The sequence below is a fragment of the Chloroflexia bacterium SDU3-3 genome (assembly GCA_009268125.1).
Taxonomy (GTDB): Bacteria; Chloroflexota; Chloroflexia; order Chloroflexales; family Roseiflexaceae; genus SDU3-3.
The window spans coordinates 59,498-75,458 of the sequence record WBOU01000020.1 but is presented as its reverse complement, the minus strand read 5'-3'; the positions used below and the strand labels follow the sequence as shown (position 1 = coordinate 75,458).

Here is a 15,961-nt window from a genome sequence, read left to right as displayed (position 1 = left end):
TGCGGTCGAGGTGAGCTCTGAAGCTCTGCTCGATCTGCGCGTTGAGTGCAGTTGCTGGGTTGCTCAGCCATGGGGTTACCAACTCTATCGTAATAAGTGGCTGGTTTTGTCCTGCGCCTGTGAGCAGAGCACTCCGAGCGCCCAGTAGCCATCAATATCGTTGTTTCGGTTGATAAAGATTCCCGAGAGGCCGCTAGCGATCCCCCTTAAACTGTTTGCGGTACGGCATATGATTGCTCATAGAGAGATGACTGCATATGTATAGATGAACATGCTGTCGCGTTGGGCTTGCTACGGCTCCCGCCATTGTCTGTCAAAAATAGTGCGGTATGCATCATAGCCTTGATCTAGCTCAATCGCAAGCTGCGCGCAGGCCTCTGGGCTATTGAGCAGCGCGGCAAATGTTAGGCGCTCCTCGTTGGACTGATCACCTTTGAGGAGGTTGAGCAGCGGCGGGCTGCCTTGCGCGAGGTTATCAAAGAACTTCTCGCGCTGTAGTTGCTGTAGCGCGCTTATGCAGCAGTGCTCGATCAGATCTGGATCGAAGAGGAAGCTGGTGTAATCGTCGTCCCATCCGCTATCTAGCAGATTATTGACCGCCGCGAGCGCTGTTTCGGAGCCGGATTCGTGGTATTCCCAATCACATGGCGACCAGCGGAGAGATTGCTGATAGTATGTGTGGAGTTCAGGGGTTGACTGTGATTGTTGTAGCGCGGTGCGCTCTAGGGCCTCTTGTGTGTTGGCCGTCGGGAGAACGTAGGAGCCTTCATCATTGGTGTACAGCGCAAAAACGTATATATGCTCATTCCCGACCGCTGCGGTGAGCTCGTGAAAGACATCCTGCACAAGTTTGTGAATAACCTTTGTAAAAGAGAGCGTGTCGAATTGGCGATAGGATTTCATCGAAAAAATGCTTTCCATATCTTTTAAGAGATAGGTCGGGCCGACCAGCTACGGCCTCGATGATGGCGGTTCCGCTTGATTGGTGGGTGGATGCCCTGCGCGGGCAGCGCCTAGGGGCCAGCCCCTAGGAACCCCGCGAGGGGGTGTAACCCCCTTCGAAACCCCCAATTTGCGGCGTTCCGATGCCGAATGCTGGCGGCTGGTGTTCGTGCATATGGCCAGCAAAACACGAGCGGCACCATCGCCGCATGGGATGGGTGGGCAGGTGTGTTGCCGCGCCCTCCATGAAATCATCGTTGTAGGGGCGGATCTGGTGTCCGCCCCCGCCGTATGGCATCGCCGCATCGTCGGGCACGCGATGCGGGCGATGAATGCGGTGAGGAGCGCATTGAGCCCCCACTGTTGGAGTTCCTATGCCAATTCCTCTATTCCGTTTGGTCGCTCCTCTATTCTGCTGGCTCGCCCCGCCCCAGCGCCCCGTTGCGCTCGTAGGTGGCGAGGATGACGCCCGTGGATGTGACGGCGCTCTCGGTCACGCGGAAGGCCGCCGGGGTGGTGCCGTCGGCGAACAGTCGCTTGCCGCTGCCGATAGTCAATGGGTAGATCATCAGCCAGAGCGTGTCGACCAGATCGTGGCGCAGCAGCGTCTGGAGCAGATTGCCGCTGCCCCAGACGTGCAGATCCGGCCCGGGCTGCTGCTTAAGTTGGGCTACCTTCCCCGCGACATCGCCGCCCAAAAACACCGACGGCTGCCACTCGCTCGTGGTGCGGGTGTTGGATGCGACGTACTTGGTGGCGGTGCTGGCGTTGGGCCACACGTCCACGTGCTTCGGCCAGTACCCCTCCCAGATGTCGAAGGTCTTGCGCCCCAGCAGCAGGTCGAACGAGGCATCGAGCTGCCGACGCAGGGCCGCGCCTAGCACCTCGTCGCCGTAGCCATCGCTCCACCCGCCGTGTGTGAAGCCGCCGCTGGTATCTTCCTCCGGCCCGCCGGGGCCTTGGATGACGCCATCCAGGGAGAGATGCTCAAGCGCGATGATCTTTCGCATGGCCGTGTTTCTCCTCGCTATGCTGGGTTCCATACCACATCTGGTGTTGCGCTCATCGTACCGCCTGATTGTGACATGGAGCGTCGCAGATAGCAAGGATGTACGGGTGTTAGGCGGGGCTGTGCGTTCTTCATTCACCGAAGATTCTTTACCATGAAGACGCGAAGGCTCGAAGGTTTGTATCCCTTTTTTCTTCGTGTCTTTGTGATATTCGTTCCCTTGGTGTCTTGGTGGTAAAGAATCTCAGTGTGCGGCGATCTACCGCATACCCGCGCGCAGCGCCGCGAAGCTCTCGCGGATCACGTCGGGGAGCGGCTTGTCTGGCGTGTCCTGCTGGCTCCATGCCTCTAGCGAGAGACGTATGGCCCCGATGCAGGCCATAGCGACCATGCGCAGCTCGGGGCGGCGCTGTGGCTGCCGCCAGATCTGGCAGAGCGTGGCGAACAGAGTGCGCTCCTGCTCCTCGTAGAACGCCTGCTTGCGCGCCCGCAGCGGCTCGCTGGAGCGCAGCAGCCGGTCGATGGCCTGCATCTGGCTGTTGGTGTAGGGGGCCACATGCCGGATGAACACGTCGCGCACGGCGTCCAGCGGGTGCTCGTCGGGCGATGCGGCCAGCAGATCCTGCTGCGCGATAGCCCACCCCGCGCTCTGCCAGACGAACAGGATATCTTCCTTGGACTTAAAGTAGGAGAAGAAGGTCCGGCGCGAGATCCCGGCCTCGGCGGCGATGGTGTCGAGCGTGGTCTGCTCGTAGCCGCTGGAGAGGAACAGCCGCAGCCCCGTTTCGGCGATGCGCTGGCGGGTCTCGCGGCGTTTGCGCTCGCGCACGCCCTCGGCGGTCTCAGGAGTCATGGCGCACATGCGAACCTCTTGGGTCTTGACAATGTACACTCAGTGCAATATTATTTGCACTAGGTGCAGAAATTAACGCATCCAGTATAGCATCTACGAGGAAAGAGGACAAGGAATGACTCGATGGACAGCCTCGGACATCCCCCCGCAGCGGGGCCGCTCGGTGGTGATCACCGGCACCGGCGGGCTGGGCCTGCAGGCCGCGCTGGCCCTGGCCTGCGCTGGTGCGGATGTGACGATTGCCGGGCGCAGCGCGGCCAAGGGCGCGGCGGCTGTGGCGCAGATCCGCGCCGCCGCGCCCAGTGCGCAGGTGCAGTTTGAGCAGGTCGACCTGGCACGGCTCGACTCGGTGGCGGCCTTCGCAGAGCGCCTGCGCGGCAGCCGCGCCAGCCTGGACACCCTGATCAACAACGCGGCGGTGATGACGCCGCCGCAGCGCCAGACCACCGCCGATGGCTTTGAGCTGCAGCTTGGCACCAACTACCTGGGCCACTTCGCGCTCACGGCGCACCTGCTGCCGCTGCTGCAAAAGGGCACTGCGCCGCGCGTTGTCACCCTCTCCAGCGTGGCCGCACGCCAGGGCGCGATCCACTTCGACGATCTCCAGTTCGAGCAGCGCTACGACCCCATGGCGGCCTACGCGCAGTCCAAGCTGGCCTGCCTGCTGTTCGCCTTCGAGCTGCAGCGGCGCAGCGCCGCCGCAGGCTGGGGCATCACCAGCATCGCCGCGCACCCCGGCATCTCGCGCACCGAGTTGCTGACCAACGCGCCAGGGCGGCGCAGCATGCAGGCGGCGGTGCGCACATGGCTGTGGTTCCTGTTCCAGCCCGCCGCGCAGGGCGCGCTGCCCACGCTCTACGCCGCCACCGCACCCCAGGCCGCAGCGGGCGGCTACTACGGCCCCGACCAGCTCGGCGAGACGCGCGGCTACCCCGCGCCCGCTAGGGTGCCCGCCCCCGCGCTCGACACGGCCTCTGCCGCGCGCCTGTGGGAGGAGTCGGAGCGGCTGACGGGCGTTTTCACCTCACCCGGCCTGGCGGCGACTACCGCGCGCTGAACCTTGGGGTAGCTCGCTAGCCCTCATCTTGGCTCAGGCCAGGATGGCGATCTCGAGCGCACGGAGGATGTCAGGCCCGCTCACCAGGCTGATCGCCGTGATCCTCTGGCGCTGCACCGTGAGCCGCAGGATCATGAGCAGCCGACCGAATGGCGCAATCACCACGCCCACCGCGCCATTGGGCAGGGCGTGCAGCCTGGGCGCGCCCGCCCAGCCGCTGGGCCAGCAGCGCCTCTTGCGCGGGGAGTCCTGCCGCGTCTGTACGTTTGCCTAACCGCGCGGGACAGGGCTAGTAGTGTGAGCAGCGCATCGGGGTGGGCGCGCCGCCCTGCCCCATGCCGCCTGTCACCGCTGCCGCCGTCGCCTCATCACCCGACTCACCGGGTAGAAATCGAGAATATGTGCCTGCATATACTGGCCCTTGGATGATGCGGCCAATAGCTCATTGTAGACCGTGGGCGGCACGCCGGTGTAGCGATAGCTTTTTCCGCTGTTGAAGACAACCTCAAGCATCTGGGCTTCCGCATCATAGCCGACCGCCTGGATCATGCTCGATTCTACTTTGATCAGTTCCATTGGATGCTCCTGAGTGCTGCAGTCTATGCGCCGCGCGGCCTGCCCGCCTAGATCATGCGTTTGCGGGTGAGCAGGTTGAACTGAAACGCGCTGTTGCGCCCGACATCCGCCAGGAAATCGAGCGGGCCGCGCGGCGCTCGGTAGTTCGGCTGCCTATCGCACAGCGCCAGGGCCAGCCCCAGCAGATAGTCGCGGCCCTTGTAGCCGTTCTCCAGGTTGGCGAGCCAGCGCTCGGGGATAGCTGCGAGACCGTTCCAGGCCCCCGAGATATGGCCACAGATGCAGGCCATGGTGTCGGTGTCCCACCCCGCGTTCACGCAGGTGAGGATGCTCTGCTCGAAGTCGTCGGGTGTGCGCAGAAACGCGAACAGCGCCATCAGGATCACGTCGGCGATCGGGCTGCCCCACATGGTGCTGTTCGCTAGCAGATGTGCGAAGACCTGCTCCTCTGGCAGGGCCAGCAGCGCGGGCAGCTCGCGCACGCGCTGGGCCAGATCCGCGTCGTACTGGCTGGCCGGGCTGGCGATGGCGTCGAGGAAGTCGGCCACCACCAGCTTCTCGTGGTTGAGCGCGTAGGCCACCGCGAAGGCGGCGAGGATAGACCCGGCGATGGCGCTGGGGTGGGTGTGCGTCACCTGGCAGCAGGCCACCGTCTGCTCCAGCAGCGCGTCGGGGTCGGCGTGGTAGGCCAGCGCCAGCGGCGCGATCCGCATCGCGCCGCTGGTGCCCGGCACGTGGCGGCCCGTGTCGCGTAGGCCCAGCGCGCAGCGCCAGGCCGCATTTTTGGTGCTGCGCCCGCCCAGCCGCAGGGGCACCATGATCCAGCGCGCCAGCTTGCGGCGGAAGGCCTCGGTGTCAAACCGCTGGTGTTCGGCCAGCACCTCGGCCAGCGCGATCGCCATCTGCGTATCGTCGGTGTAGTAGCCCCAGCGCGGCCTGATCTGGTAGTCGGTCAGGCGGCCATACACCCGCCGGATGCGCTCGCGGCTGAGGTTCTCCGAGGGCAGCCCGAGCGCGTCGCCCACCGCGCCGCCCAGCAGGCAGCCGCTGAACTTGTCCTGTGCTGTTGCCATCGTTTGCTCCGCACCTTTGACCTATATCAGTAGAGCAGAATGGTCACTATGGATACATGATACTTGTTAGACATGTAAGAACAAGATTACATAATTTACCGGCACCAATCTTCTGAATACTATGATGTTCATGCTTCGGAAGATCTTCAAGGGATGTGCCACTCTGATAAAGCTAGCAATATCAGCTATGTTTTGCCCGGTTAGGGTGCTCGATAGGGCTGATCAATCCGTAACCAATAGGCTACCGGCGGCCTAATAGCGCACTGCGCTATTCCTCGCCCTCGCGCGGCAGCTGGGGCATCGCGGGCAGCGGGCGCAGCGGTGCGTTCTCGTTGGCCAGCGGCGGGGGCAGGCTGGGGTCGACCCGCCGCGCCCGCTCATAGCGCCGCCTGTCCACCTGCTGGCCCGCCACGAAGTAGCGCGGGTAGCCGCGCCGCAGCCGCCCGCGCGCGCTCCACTCGCGGAAGATGCCGTGCTCCTCGCCGTGCCAGAAGTGGCCCTCTAGCCAGATCGTGCGGTTGTCGCTGTTCCACCAGCGCTCGTAGCCGTGGCGGTCGCCGTCGAGGCAGTGGCGCTCCTCGGCCAGGGTGCCTGGTCCGCCGAACCACAGGTCGACGCCGGTGCCGTGCTCCATGGTGTAGCTGCCGATCAGGGTGCCCTGCTCGTCGTACTGTTGGGCGACGCCGTGCTCTTTTCCCCGCTCATAGTGATGATAGCTCGCAGAGCTGGCCGTTCTCGTGCCATGTGCGGAACACGCCGTGCTGCACGCCGTCTTGTATGCCGTACTCCATGTCGATCTGGCCCTCGGCGGTCCAGCTACGATACCCGACCTGCTGACCATCCAGGGTGTAGAAGGCCGAGCGTTTGGCTCCATCCTCCCATGTGTCGTGGATAATCTCCTGTGCGCCCTCTGGTATCGGGTCGGTCATTGGCGTGGCATCCCATATGTTTGGCGCTATTTGCATAGGCGTTGGCATCATATGTCAGTGATCTCTCGCACAGTATAGCGTATTATGCCGCCATCGACAGTTGCTGTACAATCAATGGGAGAATGGTATGACATCAACAGCTGCTAGTAAAAAAGTTGCCCTTGTCACTGGCGCGTCATCGGGCATGGGCAAAGCCTTTGCCAAAGCATTGCTGGCCGAAGGGATGACGGTCTACGCAGCGGCCCGCCGGCTGGATCAGATGGCCGATCTTGTGCCGCTTGGGGCGATTGTCCTGAAGATGGACATCACGCAAGAGCACGACATCCAGGCGGCGGTGCGGCAGATCGAGCAGGCGCATGGCGGGGTGGATGTGCTGGTCAACAATGCTGGATTCGGCCTCTATGGCGCGATGGAGGAGGTTTCGCTTGATGACGCGCGCTACCAGTTTGAGGTGAACCTGTTCGGCATGGCGCGGCTGACCCAGCTCGTGCTGCCATCGATGCGCGCAAAGCGGAGTGGCAGGATCATCAATCTGTCTTCTATGGGCGGCAAGATCTACACCCCCATGGGCAGCTGGTACCATGCGACGAAGCATGCGGTGGAGGGCTGGTCGGATTGTCTGCGCCTCGAACTGGCCCCTTTCAACATTGATGTGGTCATCATTGAGCCTGGCGCGATCGCCACCGAGTTCAATGGGGTGCTGATAGAGCCGCTGCTCAGGAGATCGGGGAGCGGCCCCTACCGCGCAATGGCGCAGGCGGTGGCGCAGGCCGGGAAGGCTGCCGACGAGCGCGGCAGCGGCTCTGATCCGCAGGTGATCGTTCGACTTGTGCTCCAGGCTGTGCGTGCGCGAAGCCCCAGAACCCGCTATGTGGCGGGCCAGTATGCCAAACCGCTGATGTTTGTGCGCAAGTGGTTTGGCGATCGGATCTTCGATCGGATTGTGCTCTCTACGGTGCGGTAAAGGGGGAAACGATGGGGAATCGAGCCACCTCTTTCAGCGTGCAGCCGGGCTGGAAGGTATTTATCGCTGATGATGTTTGTGCGCAAGTGGTTTGGCGATCGGATCTTCGATCGGATTGTGCTCTCTACGGTGCGGTAAAGGGGGAAACGATGGGGAATCGAGCCACCTCTTTCAGCGTGCAGCCGGGCTGGAAGGTATTTATCGCTGATCTGGGACTCAGCCCGGAGCATGTTTTGCGGCTTGCGGGGCTGCCCGCCGATCTGTTTGTACGTCGGCATACACGGATGCGGCCAGCAGAATACTTTCGCCTTTGGCGCGGCCTAGAGCAGGTGGCGGGGGCCGACAGCGTGCCCCTGAAGATTGGCCAGCACCTGTCGACCGAGTCGTTTGACCCGCCAATCTTCGCCAGCCTTTGTAGCCCAGATCTGAATACCGCGCTCCAGCGGCTGGCCCTGTTTAAGCCGCTTATCGGCCCTCTGACGCTGCTGGTTGAGATTAGCGCGCAGCAAACCAGCGTTGCGCTCGACTATTATGGGAACGAAGAGGTGATCCCGCTGTGCTTAGGCGCGAGCGAGCTGGTGTTTCTGACACAGCTTGCTCGATTAGCGACACGCGCGCGCATTATCCCGCTTCGGGTCGAGCTTGTCGATCTTCCCAGCGATATGGAGGCCTATAGGCAGTATTTTGGCGTGCCTGTGTCGCGGGGCGCGGTCAATCGCCTGATCTTCACCGCTACGGATGCCGAGCGCCCATTTCTGACGGAAAATGTAGCCATGTGGGATTTCTTTGAGGAAGGCCTCTATGCAAAGCTAGCAGATCTCGATAGCGATGCCAGCATGTGCGAGCGTGTCCGCAGCACGCTGCGCGAGATGCTTCCCGCTGGCCAAAGCTCGATAGATGAGGTGGCACGACGCCTAGCGATGAGCAAACGGTCGATCCAGCGGAAGCTGTCGGATGAGGCATCGAGCTACCAGGATATGTTAAATGCCGTTCGGCAAGAGATGGCATGCGCCTATCTTTCGCGCTCCTCGGCCTCGTTGGTGGAAATCGCCTACTTACTGGGCTTTCAAGATGGAAACTCGTTTATTCGAGCATTTCGCAGCTGGACAGGCCAGACCCCGGGCGAGTACCGCGCCAGCGCCCTAAAGAGCGCTCGTCAGGCATACACACATGCCACATACATGCGCTAGATATCGAGCAGCTGGCGCGGTGCCCCTGGGTATTGGCAGCCCCCTAGCTGCCTGCCGCCGCCCGCGCTGGCTCGAACAGCACAAACCCCGCGTACCTGCCCATCTCCTGGCGGCGCTTGGGCGAGGCAAATAATCTCAGGATGCGCATCATAAAGCGCACGGCGGGCGGGAACGGCGCTGGCCGCCCCAGCCGCTCGGCCTCGGCGGCGAAGTACTGGGTCGCCTTTGGCTTCCAGCCGATGCCCAGGAAGAACCCGAAGTAGTCCTTCGGCTCGAACAGGAACGGCGCGTTCTCCATCATCTTGCTCATGCCGGTTTTTCGCCGGTACTCATACAGCTCGGGGGCGAAATAGTCCACCAGCCAGTAGCGTATCGACGTGTGTGCGGCCAGGTCTGCGCCGAGGGATGCGACCGCAGCCTCGGGAAGGTAGGGCATAACCGCCTCGGTCAGCACCAGGATGCTGCTCGATTGGGCGGACACATGGTCGAGAAGCGCCTGCCGCGCAGCGGCATCGGCCAGATCGAGCCGCACCCGCTCCAGCTGGCAGCGTGGCATTTCCCCAGCCAGGCGCTCCGCCTTCAGATCGATGATGTGCGGGTAGTCGGCCTCGACCCAGCGGAGCGACGCAGGCAGCGCCATGCGGTAGGGCCGGGTGTCCAGCCCTGCGCCGAGGTTCAGGATGGTGTCGATGCCCTCGGCGACCGCGCGCTGGATGAGATCGTCGATAACCCGCGTGCGGATCACCACCGACCAGCCGCCCATCATCGCGCGGCTTGGGATGCCCTCGACGATCTTCCTGCCCTGCTCACCGGCGAGCTTTGCGGCCAGCGGATCGCGAAATAGCGCATCGGGGCGGTCTGTCTCCATGGCGCGGTAGGCGGCTGCCATGAAGGCGGTGTCAGAGACCTGATTGATCTGGTCGGTCATGATTACTCGCCTGTTCTCAAAGAGCGCTCGTGTGCGTTAGCGAATTGCGTCTAGATCCTCGATGCCCGTTTTGACCTCCCAGGGAAGCAGCTCGTACTGCGCGCATTTGTGCGTGGTGAACGGATCGTGGTCGCGGATGCGGTCGAGGGTCTCGGCGGCGCTGCCATCGGGCACGCGCAGCAGAAAGGCACCGCCCACATGCGGGCGGAATGGGCCAGAGGCGATCAGCAGACCCTGTTTCTTCAGCGCCCGCAGGTACTCGGGGTGCGCCTCGCGAAGCCCCTCATCCACCTCTTCTATCGGCACCCGGTAGCGGACAATGGCAAGTGCATACATGCGAAAGCTCCCTTGGCCTGCGGCGATGCGGTATGCCTGGGTGGCGCGATGCTCCCACCGCTACGCGGCCTCATCGAGGTAGGCGCGGATGACCTCGGCGACCCTGTAGCATGCCTCCGCCTCGTCCTCCGGCCAGCTCATGCGGTTTTTGGCGAGGCCGAAGCTGAGCCGCCGCACCGGGTCGGCGAAGCCCAGCGAGCCGCCGTTGCCTGCGTGGCCGAACTCGCCGCCGCCCCGGCCCATGGCGCTGTCGCCGCCGTGCGCGGGGTCGCCACCCAGCGCATAGCCAAGCCCTCGGCGGCGGCGTATGCCCGAGCGGGCGTCGGGCGCGTAGGCGTGCAGCGCGCCGATGAGGCTGCACCGCTCGGCGGAGAGGATGCGCACGCCGTCCAGCTCGCCATCCTGGGCCAGCATCGCGTAGTGCCGCGCGATGGCGCGGGCGCTCATGATCCCGCCGCCGCCAGGGATCGAGGCGCGGCGGATGTCGGGCCGGTTGAGCACCGCCGCGCTTGTGAGCTGCGGCGGCATCACGCGCAGCGCCAGCTCGTTCGTCTCCGGCTCGGCTGGCGCTTCCATCAGCGGCGCGACGCGCGCCGCCACTTCATCGGGGATGCCCAGGTAGAAATCCGCGATGCCGAGCGGCTGGCAGAGCTCCTCGCGCGCGAACTGCGCGATTGGCCGCCCATCGATGCGCCGCACCAGCTCGCCGATGATCCAGCCGAAGGTCCAGGCGTGATAGCAAACTGTGCTCCCTGGCTCCCAGAGCGGCCTGAGCGCCGCGATCGCCGCGCACATGGCATCCCAGTCCGTCATCATCTCCGGGGTGACGCCCTCGGGCACCTGCGGTACCCCCGCGCGGTGGGTGAGCGCATCGCGCACGGTGGCGGCCGCTTTTCCGTGCGCGCCAAACTCCGGCCAGTAGGCGGCGATCGGGGTGTCGTAGTCCACCTGGCCACGGTCGGCTAGGATGTGCAGGCAGGTGGCCACAAAGCCCTTGGTGGTGGACCACGTGGTGAAAAGCGTGTCGCCGTCGACCAGCTGGCCGCTCTCCTCGTCCGCGACGCCGCTCCATGCGTCGACCGCCAGCTCGCCGCCCACGTACGCCGCGACCTGCAGCCCGATCTCCTGGCCCGACTTGACCAGCTCGTCGAGCGTCTGCTGGACGCGCTGCTGCAATGTGGAATCCATCTTTCTCCTCAGTTACGGCGATTATCTGCTCTTTCTCGACTATGAGCGTGCTGCGCGGTATTCGCTCTTCAATATTGAGCAGATGTCGATATCGATGAACTCGCCATTTTCACGCTCATATTGGCGCAATCTTCCCTCGTGCGTGAAGTTATTTTTCAGCAGCACTTTCTTGCAGCCAATATTTCTCACATCGAGCAGCGCCTCTACTCTATTGTATCCGAACTGGTTGAATCCTATCGCTAACAGCGCGCTGATGCAGTTTGTCATAATGCCTCGGCCCCAATATGCGCGCATCAGCCGATATCCAATCTCGGCCTTGTGGTGCTCTGCGCTGAAGCTGTGGAACCCTATGTCGCCGATATAGCTATCGTCTTCCCGCTCGGTGATGATCCAGCGCCCGGCATTATTGGCGAAGAGATCCTGGCACCATCGTATCTGCCGGATCGCGTCATCATGGGTTCTGATATTCGCGCCTGCTGCGCCATAGTATCGCATGGTCTCGGCTTCGCTACAGATAGCGATGAATCCCTGCGCGTCTCGGTCCTCGGGCGCTCGTAGCGTGATTGTATCTACATGGATGTTCATGGTTGCTCTAGAGGTTTGTACGCATCAAAAGTATGTTCTGCACAGTGTGGAAGATTGAGAGCATATCATATTCCAATGCGTAATATTGACCGATCCTCCGTATTCGGATAGACCTGTACTATACCATGGTGCGTATCCCTGTGTGTTTTTTAGCCATAACGCCCAAAAGCCCCGTATGCGCGCTTGCCGCATGCGGGGCTTTTGGGCCGGGCTGCTGTGCCAGCCTTACGCCGCCGTGGGCGGCTCGCCGACGCAGACAAGGCCCCAGCCATGCCCATCGATGTCGGTGAAGCCGTGCGTATACATGAACCCAAAGTCCTCGGGCCTGTCCATCGTGCCACCGGCGGCCACGGCCCTGGCGGCTAGCTCATCGACCTCCTGGCGGCTCGCGCAGGTGAGGCTGAAGAGCACCTCGGCATGTTTGGATGTGTCGCAGGCGGCCCTGGGCGTCAGCTCGCGGAATTTGGCCTGCGTCATCAGCATCACGGTGGTGGTTGGGGTGATGGCGATGCACGCCGTGGCGTCGGTGGTCGACTGCGGGTCGAACGAGTAGCCGAGCGCGGTGAAGAAGGCCATCGATTTTGCCAGATCGGCGATGGGCAGGCTGATGAAGATCTGCTGGTGCGTGCGGCCCTGCTGGCCTGCTGCTGGCTGCCCTGTCCCCAAAGGACATGCGCTAACACCCTGATCGGCTGCTGTCATCTCTCCCCCTCCAGCTATATCGCTGATACGAACGTATGTGCGTATTATATCGGATCTGTCAAGCTGCGCAGGAGGGGGATGGGGTAGCGATGGCTCAGCAATGCTTAATCTGCCTGACGGCGAGCAAGCAGCGCCTGCTCAAGCTCGCTGGTCAGTTGCTCGACCAGCTCGGGCCGACCATGAAATTGGGCTGGGGTGTTGTGATAGAGCGCGATAGACCACGAATCGTGCTCCTGAATGGCAACGAGGCTCTGGATGGTATGCACCGCCGGGTTAAGGCCTTCGGCCCCGGGCGGCACCATGCCCGCCACCGCGCGCAGCAGCGCCGCGCCGCCGACAAGCTGACGAACCTCGCGGACAATGCCGATGTATGCGCCAGTGGGGTGGTGGGCGAAGATCTGCTGCAGGCTGGCGAAAATCTCCGCCTTCCCATTCATGGTGCTGCCATCAAACCCAACGGCGCTGCCATCCTCGGCGAATAAGCTGGCGAACCCGGCTGCGTCGCGGCTGTTCCAATAGCTCAGAAGCTGATGGTAGAGCGTCTGGATGTGCTGCTGGCCCTGATCGGTCTGAGGTGCGAGTGTTGTCATTTCTCTCCCTCCCAACACTTTTTGCGAACGTATGTGCGTATTGTACGAGGTCTGTCAAGGTGCGCAGCAGGAGAGAGAGGGGCATGCGCAGGCATCCGTAGTAGGCCTATTCCGCCCGCCGGTATAGCTCCAGCAGCTCGCGGGGGGGTTGCGCAAACAGCTCGGTGTAGCCGCACTGCCCGCAGATCCAGGCCCACCGCGCGCTCTGGTACAGGCCCTTTATCAACATGGCTTTTGGGTTCTGGTGCATACCCACGGTCAGCTCCTGGTCGGTGTTGTCGAAATGCCCACGGTCGATGACGTGGATGTTGGCCATGATATCGTGGGAGCTACAGTTGGGGCAGGGGCCATGTTGTAACATAATGACGCTTTTCCTCTCGTATGATCCATATCAATGAAGATACGAGAGGAAAAGCGTTTTGTTCCATTTCCCTCCATGGATGATCTGATAGTTAAGAAGAGGCATCATCCTGACGAGAAATCCCATACAGCAGGCAGTCCTCGAAGTCGGTTGCCGAATTGGGGTCGCCCGGCAGGCTGCGCAGGATACGCAGGCCGGCCTTTTCCAGCATGCGGCGCGAGGCCGTGTTGCGCACCAGCACCTCGGCCTGCACCTCGGCCAGGCCGAGCGTGCCGAAGGCGTAGCCTATGGCCGTCCGCGCGGCATCGGTGCCGATGCCCCTGCCCCAGCTCGCCCGCCCGATCACGATGCCCAGCATGGCCACCCGCGCCTCGGCGGATGTGATGCTCAGCCCAACGGTGCCCACGCTGGCCACCGAGCCGTTGGGCACGATGGCCCAGCGCAGGGCTTCGCGCTGGTCAAAGCGCTCGCGGTGGTGCTCAAGCCATTGGGTGCCTAGGTCGATCGACTCGGGGATGGGGTCGCCAGCCAGCTCCGCCGACTCGGCATCGGTGGCGCGCGCAAACCAGGCGGGGATGTCCTCCTCGGCCAGCTCGCGTAGGTATACCGCATCGCCAAGCAGCACCGGCACCGCGTCGGGGAAGTGCAGCTTTTGATCCATTCGCCATCTCCTCTTCTTTGCCTAGTGACCAGCAGATCGCGGCGCTATTATAGCCGAGAACCTACGCGCAGCAGCGGGTAAGAGCACGAGCAGGGCCTATGTGTTCTGCAAAACGAAGACATCAAGATGAAACGAGCAAGGCTGGAACCGTCGGATTCGCTCCCTTTTGCTCCTTGGTGTCTTGGAGCCTTGGTGGTAAAACGTTCTGCCGAATGAGCACGCAGCGGCGTGGCTATTGCTCCGCGATGCCTGCGGTGTTGAAGCCCTTGGCAAACAGCCAGAACGGCATGATGATGATCTCCCAGAGCGCGACGGGCACGGCCACGATCGACGCCGGGCCGCCAGGGGTGGGGTCGAGGATGCCAAACAGCCCGACGACAGCGGCTGGCAGCAGCAGGGCGTAGCCGATAAGGCCAAAGATGGCGATAGGCCTTGGCACGAGCTTGGTCTGGTATAGGGTGATGTTGAGCATGATTCCGCTCAGGCCGAGGAACACGAGCTGCAGCAGGTTCAGGAACCAGTTCTCGGCCTGCTTCAGCACCGCGCCGATGGCCTGAAACAGCGCGACGTCTGCACCCCCGCCCCGGATGAACTCATGGCTGAGCGGTATCAGCAGCATCGCGAAGAACACCCCGACGATCATCAGGAGCGACTCGAAGATGCGCAGGCTCAGGTAGCCGAGCGCTATGACCTCGCTGTGCTTCTTGAGGATCGGAAATAGCAAGATCCCGATGAAGACAATGCCAGTATCGTTGATCAGCCAGCCGAACATGCCGCTTGTGATCGTGGCGCTCTTGGGCGCGGCTGCGGTTAGGTAGTCGGGCGCGTTGATGATCGGGTTGATCAGCAGCGCGCCGCTTATCGCGCCAATGGCGGTGATGATCCAGAGAGATGCGACCAGTAGCTCGGTCCTGCGGTAGGGCGAATGAGCGCGCACGCTTGGCGTTCCTTTCTAAGATGCACTCTTTATCACAAAGATATCTCATATGTACGGTGATCAAAGAAAGATGTTTCAGCTATGCGAACAGCACGCAAGATCGGCGGAACTATATCCCTGGAGGGTTAGGTGCGATTACCCCGCTTCAGATCGCACAAGGCGAACTATCTGTGAGCGCAGCGGGTCGCTCAGCCACGGCATGCTATCGGCAACACACCATACGAGCGTATCAAGATAGGGGATGCCGCCAGGTCGTGGAAGCGATTGCAGCAATTCTCGGTGCAGCTGGCCGATGTCCTCGCGGCTGCTTGGGTCATCGCGCGCGATCTGCTGCAGCGCCAAGAGCGCCGCGCCAACGCTCCAGTCCATTGGCCCGCACGCCAGCGAGAACAGCGCCGACCTGCGGAGCGAGTGCGGCCAGCGCTCACGATCGATGAAGGCGATGGTGAAGGCGGCGGCAACTTGGACGAAGAGCAGCCAGGACCACACTGGTATTTTCGTGGGGCGCTGCGGCGGGTGCACCATGACACCCAGCAGATGCGCGAGGGCATCTGGTCCAACTTCCTGGCCTAGCCTCCGCGCTTGCTGCGCCCAGCGCGCGAGATCGTATGGGGTCGATGCGATGGCGGCTATGCGATCTGCAAGCTCGGGTGGTGGGGGCGGATACGCGGCTGTGGGATTTGTCCCCTCGTAGTGCCAAAGGACAAAGTCGACCGCACGGTGTGGAACACGAGGGTCTGGCTGTTGTATGTCTGCAACCTCGATCTCGACCTGGCTCTGCCCGTAGGCCTCTTGCTGGAACAGCGCGATCGCCAGGCGTGCGCTCGGCGCTTCGAGCGAGCTAAGTCCTATCTTGAGCGTGGGGATGGGCGTTTTCTGCTTGGCGACCTGTTGGAGAATCCCGATTGTGGCATCTGCTGGCCCAGGGAGGTAGGTGACGTACGGCTGTTTGCGTTTCCAGAACATAAAGTAGCTCCAGGGATGTGAGAAGAAAGCTTAAAGTTAGGCAATACTCTATACTTTTATGCGGCAGCATGGTATGCGCCCAACGGCACAGCGGACATGCGCTGCAAAAAAGGC

At 62.5% G+C, this 15,961-nt stretch carries 20 protein-coding genes; 3 read left to right on the top strand and 17 right to left on the bottom strand.

From position 1 onward, the window contains the following. Nucleotides 1–291: 291 nt before the first annotated feature. From F8S13_24315 to F8S13_24305, 3 genes are all read right to left on the bottom strand, one after another. Nucleotides 292–921: a DUF4303 domain-containing protein gene (locus F8S13_24315; protein KAB8140358.1), complete on the bottom strand. Its 630-nt coding sequence runs from the start codon at nucleotides 919–921 to the stop codon at nucleotides 292–294. A 428-nt stretch (nucleotides 922–1,349) separates the two neighbouring features. Further along, nucleotides 1,350–1,952 carry a dihydrofolate reductase family protein gene (locus F8S13_24310; GenBank protein ID KAB8140357.1) on the bottom strand — a complete coding sequence of 201 codons (603 nt, stop codon included), beginning with the start codon at nucleotides 1,950–1,952 and terminating at the stop codon, nucleotides 1,350–1,352. A gap of 258 nt (nucleotides 1,953–2,210) precedes the next feature. Continuing rightward, the gene (locus F8S13_24305; protein KAB8140356.1) at nucleotides 2,211–2,804 is read right to left on the bottom strand and encodes a TetR family transcriptional regulator; all 594 of its coding nucleotides are present in this window, start codon (nucleotides 2,802–2,804) and stop codon (nucleotides 2,211–2,213) included. 115 nt (nucleotides 2,805–2,919) lie between these two features. On the opposite strand from F8S13_24305, the gene F8S13_24300 reads away from it, so the two are divergent. Then, a complete protein-coding gene (locus tag F8S13_24300; protein KAB8140355.1) occupies nucleotides 2,920–3,861 on the top strand; it encodes an SDR family NAD(P)-dependent oxidoreductase in 942 nt (313 codons plus the stop codon). 345 nt (nucleotides 3,862–4,206) lie between these two features. Here F8S13_24300 and F8S13_24295 read toward each other — a convergent pair whose 3' ends face one another. From F8S13_24295 to F8S13_24280, 4 genes are all read right to left on the bottom strand, one after another. Then, on the bottom strand, nucleotides 4,207–4,437 hold the full coding sequence (locus tag F8S13_24295; GenBank protein KAB8140354.1) for a KTSC domain-containing protein: 231 nt from the start codon (nucleotides 4,435–4,437) through the stop codon (nucleotides 4,207–4,209). A 47-nt stretch (nucleotides 4,438–4,484) separates the two neighbouring features. Next, nucleotides 4,485–5,510 (bottom strand): ADP-ribosylglycohydrolase family protein, encoded by a 1,026-nt coding sequence (locus F8S13_24290; GenBank protein ID KAB8140353.1) that lies wholly within the window; start codon nucleotides 5,508–5,510, stop codon nucleotides 4,485–4,487. Nucleotides 5,511–5,778: 268 nt separating this feature from the next. Then, nucleotides 5,779–6,144: a hypothetical protein gene (locus tag F8S13_24285; GenBank protein ID KAB8140352.1), complete on the bottom strand. Its 366-nt coding sequence runs from the start codon at nucleotides 6,142–6,144 to the stop codon at nucleotides 5,779–5,781. A gap of 67 nt (nucleotides 6,145–6,211) precedes the next feature. Beyond that, nucleotides 6,212–6,439, bottom strand: a complete 228-nt coding sequence (locus tag F8S13_24280; protein KAB8140351.1) for a hypothetical protein — start codon at nucleotides 6,437–6,439, stop codon at nucleotides 6,212–6,214. A gap of 127 nt (nucleotides 6,440–6,566) precedes the next feature. On the opposite strand from F8S13_24280, the gene F8S13_24275 reads away from it, so the two are divergent. Together F8S13_24275 and F8S13_24270 are read left to right on the top strand one after the other, a co-directional pair. Continuing rightward, the gene (locus F8S13_24275) at nucleotides 6,567–7,403 is read left to right on the top strand and encodes an SDR family NAD(P)-dependent oxidoreductase (protein ID KAB8140350.1); all 837 of its coding nucleotides are present in this window, start codon (nucleotides 6,567–6,569) and stop codon (nucleotides 7,401–7,403) included. 149 nt (nucleotides 7,404–7,552) lie between these two features. Next, nucleotides 7,553–8,593, top strand: a complete 1,041-nt coding sequence (locus F8S13_24270; protein ID KAB8140391.1) for an AraC family transcriptional regulator — start codon at nucleotides 7,553–7,555, stop codon at nucleotides 8,591–8,593. Between the two features lie 43 nt (nucleotides 8,594–8,636). Here F8S13_24270 and F8S13_24265 read toward each other — a convergent pair whose 3' ends face one another. The 10 genes from F8S13_24265 to F8S13_24220 form a co-directional block, all read right to left on the bottom strand. Continuing rightward, nucleotides 8,637–9,521 carry a class I SAM-dependent methyltransferase gene (locus F8S13_24265; protein ID KAB8140349.1) on the bottom strand — a complete coding sequence of 295 codons (885 nt, stop codon included), beginning with the start codon at nucleotides 9,519–9,521 and terminating at the stop codon, nucleotides 8,637–8,639. Between the two features lie 36 nt (nucleotides 9,522–9,557). Then, nucleotides 9,558–9,857 carry a hypothetical protein gene (locus tag F8S13_24260; GenBank protein KAB8140348.1) on the bottom strand — a complete coding sequence of 100 codons (300 nt, stop codon included), beginning with the start codon at nucleotides 9,855–9,857 and terminating at the stop codon, nucleotides 9,558–9,560. 60 nt (nucleotides 9,858–9,917) lie between these two features. Continuing rightward, nucleotides 9,918–11,045 (bottom strand): beta-lactamase family protein, encoded by a 1,128-nt coding sequence (locus F8S13_24255; GenBank protein ID KAB8140347.1) that lies wholly within the window; start codon nucleotides 11,043–11,045, stop codon nucleotides 9,918–9,920. 39 nt (nucleotides 11,046–11,084) lie between these two features. After that, the gene (locus F8S13_24250; GenBank protein ID KAB8140346.1) at nucleotides 11,085–11,630 is read right to left on the bottom strand and encodes a GNAT family N-acetyltransferase; all 546 of its coding nucleotides are present in this window, start codon (nucleotides 11,628–11,630) and stop codon (nucleotides 11,085–11,087) included. Nucleotides 11,631–11,855: 225 nt separating this feature from the next. Further along, a complete protein-coding gene (locus F8S13_24245) occupies nucleotides 11,856–12,206 on the bottom strand; it encodes a glyoxalase/bleomycin resistance/extradiol dioxygenase family protein (GenBank protein KAB8140390.1) in 351 nt (116 codons plus the stop codon). A gap of 230 nt (nucleotides 12,207–12,436) precedes the next feature. Beyond that, nucleotides 12,437–12,922 carry an SgcJ/EcaC family oxidoreductase gene (locus F8S13_24240; protein ID KAB8140345.1) on the bottom strand — a complete coding sequence of 162 codons (486 nt, stop codon included), beginning with the start codon at nucleotides 12,920–12,922 and terminating at the stop codon, nucleotides 12,437–12,439. Between the two features lie 106 nt (nucleotides 12,923–13,028). Continuing rightward, nucleotides 13,029–13,238: a hypothetical protein gene (locus F8S13_24235; protein ID KAB8140344.1), complete on the bottom strand. Its 210-nt coding sequence runs from the start codon at nucleotides 13,236–13,238 to the stop codon at nucleotides 13,029–13,031. Between the two features lie 136 nt (nucleotides 13,239–13,374). Beyond that, the gene (locus F8S13_24230) at nucleotides 13,375–13,944 is read right to left on the bottom strand and encodes a GNAT family N-acetyltransferase (protein ID KAB8140343.1); all 570 of its coding nucleotides are present in this window, start codon (nucleotides 13,942–13,944) and stop codon (nucleotides 13,375–13,377) included. Between the two features lie 232 nt (nucleotides 13,945–14,176). Next, a complete protein-coding gene (locus tag F8S13_24225) occupies nucleotides 14,177–14,881 on the bottom strand; it encodes a DUF4386 domain-containing protein (GenBank protein ID KAB8140342.1) in 705 nt (234 codons plus the stop codon). Between the two features lie 135 nt (nucleotides 14,882–15,016). Next, nucleotides 15,017–15,847 carry a hypothetical protein gene (locus F8S13_24220; GenBank protein KAB8140341.1) on the bottom strand — a complete coding sequence of 277 codons (831 nt, stop codon included), beginning with the start codon at nucleotides 15,845–15,847 and terminating at the stop codon, nucleotides 15,017–15,019. Nucleotides 15,848–15,961 lie beyond the last annotated feature (114 nt).

Excerpts from the sequence above, each read along its gene's own strand:
- F8S13_24315 (KAB8140358.1), bottom strand. The coding sequence starts at position 921 with ATGGAAAGCATTTTTTCGATGAAATCCTATCGCCAATTCGACACGCTC.
- F8S13_24310 (KAB8140357.1), bottom strand. The coding sequence starts at position 1,952 with ATGCGAAAGATCATCGCGCTTGAGCATCTCTCCCTGGATGGCGTCATC.
- F8S13_24305 (KAB8140356.1), bottom strand. The coding sequence starts at position 2,804 with ATGACTCCTGAGACCGCCGAGGGCGTGCGCGAGCGCAAACGCCGCGAG.
- F8S13_24300 (KAB8140355.1), top strand. The coding sequence starts at position 2,920 with ATGACTCGATGGACAGCCTCGGACATCCCCCCGCAGCGGGGCCGCTCG.
- F8S13_24295 (KAB8140354.1), bottom strand. The coding sequence starts at position 4,437 with ATGGAACTGATCAAAGTAGAATCGAGCATGATCCAGGCGGTCGGCTAT.
- F8S13_24290 (KAB8140353.1), bottom strand. The coding sequence starts at position 5,510 with ATGGCAACAGCACAGGACAAGTTCAGCGGCTGCCTGCTGGGCGGCGCG.
- F8S13_24285 (KAB8140352.1), bottom strand. The coding sequence starts at position 6,144 with ATGGAGCACGGCACCGGCGTCGACCTGTGGTTCGGCGGACCAGGCACC.
- F8S13_24280 (KAB8140351.1), bottom strand. The coding sequence starts at position 6,439 with ATGACCGACCCGATACCAGAGGGCGCACAGGAGATTATCCACGACACA.
- F8S13_24275 (KAB8140350.1), top strand. The coding sequence starts at position 6,567 with ATGACATCAACAGCTGCTAGTAAAAAAGTTGCCCTTGTCACTGGCGCG.
- F8S13_24270 (KAB8140391.1), top strand. The coding sequence starts at position 7,553 with ATGGGGAATCGAGCCACCTCTTTCAGCGTGCAGCCGGGCTGGAAGGTA.
- F8S13_24265 (KAB8140349.1), bottom strand. The coding sequence starts at position 9,521 with ATGACCGACCAGATCAATCAGGTCTCTGACACCGCCTTCATGGCAGCC.
- F8S13_24260 (KAB8140348.1), bottom strand. The coding sequence starts at position 9,857 with ATGTATGCACTTGCCATTGTCCGCTACCGGGTGCCGATAGAAGAGGTG.
- F8S13_24255 (KAB8140347.1), bottom strand. The coding sequence starts at position 11,045 with ATGGATTCCACATTGCAGCAGCGCGTCCAGCAGACGCTCGACGAGCTG.
- F8S13_24250 (KAB8140346.1), bottom strand. The coding sequence starts at position 11,630 with ATGAACATCCATGTAGATACAATCACGCTACGAGCGCCCGAGGACCGA.
- F8S13_24245 (KAB8140390.1), bottom strand. The coding sequence starts at position 12,206 with ATGGCCTTCTTCACCGCGCTCGGCTACTCGTTCGACCCGCAGTCGACC.
- F8S13_24240 (KAB8140345.1), bottom strand. The coding sequence starts at position 12,922 with ATGACAACACTCGCACCTCAGACCGATCAGGGCCAGCAGCACATCCAG.
- F8S13_24235 (KAB8140344.1), bottom strand. The coding sequence starts at position 13,238 with ATGGCCAACATCCACGTCATCGACCGTGGGCATTTCGACAACACCGAC.
- F8S13_24230 (KAB8140343.1), bottom strand. The coding sequence starts at position 13,944 with ATGGATCAAAAGCTGCACTTCCCCGACGCGGTGCCGGTGCTGCTTGGC.
- F8S13_24220 (KAB8140341.1), bottom strand. The coding sequence starts at position 15,847 with ATGTTCTGGAAACGCAAACAGCCGTACGTCACCTACCTCCCTGGGCCA.